This is a genomic window from Vibrio sp. 10N.239.312.C11, from assembly GCF_041466065.1.
Taxonomy (GTDB): domain Bacteria; phylum Pseudomonadota; class Gammaproteobacteria; order Enterobacterales; family Vibrionaceae; genus Vibrio; species Vibrio tasmaniensis_A.
In genome coordinates this window covers 1-2,369 of record NZ_JBFSRZ010000120.1, presented here as the reverse complement: position 1 = coordinate 2,369, position 2,369 = coordinate 1, and the positions used below count along the sequence as shown (strand labels likewise).

General features: G+C 48.0%; 3 protein-coding genes. All 3 read left to right on the top strand.

Annotation, left to right across the window (positions count from 1 at the left end):
- The first annotated feature begins 80 nt into the window (after positions 1–80).
- Genes tnpA through tnpC form a run of 3 tightly spaced genes read left to right on the top strand, consistent with a single transcriptional unit; the run spans position 81 to position 2,337 of the window.
- Complete coding sequence (gene tnpA, locus AB6D07_RS22820) at positions 81–398, top strand: IS66 family insertion sequence element accessory protein TnpA (protein WP_017037717.1); 318 nt, start codon at positions 81–83, stop codon at positions 396–398.
- Positions 395–748, top strand: a complete 354-nt coding sequence (tnpB, locus tag AB6D07_RS22815) for an IS66 family insertion sequence element accessory protein TnpB (protein WP_017037716.1) — start codon at positions 395–397, stop codon at positions 746–748. Before tnpA ends, tnpB begins: the two co-directional genes overlap by 4 nt.
- Positions 749–807: 59 nt before the next feature.
- Positions 808–2,337 carry an IS66 family transposase gene (gene tnpC / locus AB6D07_RS22810; protein ID WP_372092026.1) on the top strand — a complete coding sequence of 510 codons (1,530 nt, stop codon included), beginning with the start codon at positions 808–810 and terminating at the stop codon, positions 2,335–2,337.
- Positions 2,338–2,369 lie beyond the last annotated feature (32 nt).

Sequence of the window (2,369 nt, the reverse complement as noted above, 5' to 3'; positions counted from 1 at the left end):
GTAAGCGTGTCATGAACACCGCATTCTAATCTTTCAGCACGAAGAATAAGATCATCTCTCCAACCCAAAGGAGAGTTGAAATGGCAAAACGACGCACCAACCTAGAATGGCAATCACTGTTTGAACAATATGAAAGTAGCAGTGTTACCCAACGCGCTTTTTGTGAAGAGCATGGACTGAGTTTATCCACGTTCTTCGCCAAACGGCGTCAACTCCAAACAGCAAACCAATCGGAATCTGTCGGATTTGTTAGAGCCGAAATCGTTGAAAAGACAACCAAGTATCAGGCCCAGATAGCTACGGCGAACATGACACTTCTCATCAATGATGTGGAGCTGAGCATTCCTCAAGGCACGCCAGCCACCTATCTTGCTGAACTCATTGGAGCGTTGTCATGAAAGGTATGCTCAGCGCTCCAGACATTTACCTTTATCGTGAAAGCGTCGATTTTAGAAAGTCCATCAACGGCCTTGCAGCGATTATCGAAAATGATACTGACTTGCCTCTTGGCAGCGGTGCGCTGTTCCTGTTTACCAATAAACAGCGCGATAAGATTAAAGTGTTGTACTGGGATAAAACAGGCTTCGCCCTCTGGTATAAACGCCTTGAAAAAGCCAAGTATAAGTGGCCTTCAAAAGAGAAAAATCAGGTGTTTACCCTCACTCAATTTGAGCTTGATAGACTGCTTTCAGGCTTCACAATTATCGGCCACGAACCCATCAAAATAAACGATTTTACAATGAGTTAATCGAGAATAAAGCCTTATTCTCCAAGCGTTAACGGCACGATTTTAGTATAATCAATGCTATGAAAAAGACGCCAAATATCAACCCAGAAAGCCAAGATGTTGCCGAGCTACAAGCGATGGTAGCTGCTCTGATGTCGGAGAAAAATGAGTGGAAACAAGAGCGCCAATCGCTGCTTGAACAACTCAAACTCGCCTTCGACCGTCAGTTCGCGAAACGCTCGGAGGCATTAAAGCCTTACGATGAATCACAAGGTGACCTCTTCAACGAAGCGGAGTGCGAAGCCGTTAAAGAAAACGAGGTTGAGGTGACAACCACGACCACAACGAAAAAGCGCGGTAAACGTAAACCTCTGCCTAAGACCTTGCCTCGTGAGGTTATCGAACTTGATGTAGACGACCATGAAAAGCAGTGCGCTTGCTGCAATCATAGCCTGCATAAAATCGGTGAAGACCGCAGCGAGAAGCTAGAGTTCACGCCAGCGGTACTCAAAGTGTTGGAATATGTTCGTCCTAAGTACGCTTGCCGCCAGTGCGAGAAAACAGGTGACAGCAGTCGTATCGTTCAGAAGCCATCCCCTCAGAGTCTCATCCCTAAAAGCTTCGCCACAGAAAGCTTGCTGACCAACATCATTCTTGGCAAATACCAATACGCGATGCCACTTTATCGCCAAGAATCGCTGTTTACCCAGTCGGGTATCGAGCTATCACGCACCACCATGGCAAGGTGGGTTATCCAAGTCAGTGAGAAGTTCGCCCCGCTGTATGCGGCCTTGAAGGAGAACCTGCTTCAACAAGTGGTGGTTCAGGCGGATGAAACGCCGCTCAATGTGCTCAAAGAAGAGAAGAAGTGTTATATGTGGCTCTACTGCTCAGGCGCTGACTCACCCGAAGCGGCACTGCCGAATGTGAAAAATATTGCCTTGTACGACTATCAAAACAGTCGCGCGAGGGCGTGTCCCGTGGACTTTTTAGGTGACTACAACGGTTATCTACAAACCGATGGCTACGCGGCTTATGATGGTCTGCATCACGTCACCAATGTAGGGTGCTTAGCGCATGCTCGTCGCAAGTTCATGGATGCGAAGAAGCTTCAAGGGAAAGGTAAATCAGGCAAGGCTGATAAGGCGCTGGCTAAAATCCAAAAACTCTACGGGATAGAATCACGCTTAAAAGGTGCGCCTGCCCAAGAGCGAAAAGCAGAGCGTCAAGCGCTTGCCAAGCCGATACTGGATGAGCTTTACCAATGGATGACGACCCAGAAGGTGATTGGCTCTAGCCCACTAGGCAAAGCGATAAAATATACGCTTGGGCAGTGGTCAAAGCTTATTCGTTATATCGACGATGGTCACTTATCTATTGATAATAATCGCGCTGAACGCGCAATTAAACCACTGGTCATTGGCAGGAAGAACTGGCTGTTCTCTAACACACCAAACGGTGCTGATGCGAGCGCGATGCTTTACAGCATCATCGAGACCGCGAAAGCCAACGGTCTTATCCTCTACGACTACATGGTCAAGTGCATGAAAGAGCTGGCGAAAGCTGAGCCTGATATCGACGCACTCCTGCCTTGGAACTTCAAACACTGACAAGTCGCCCCGTGGGTTCATGGGGCGGATAC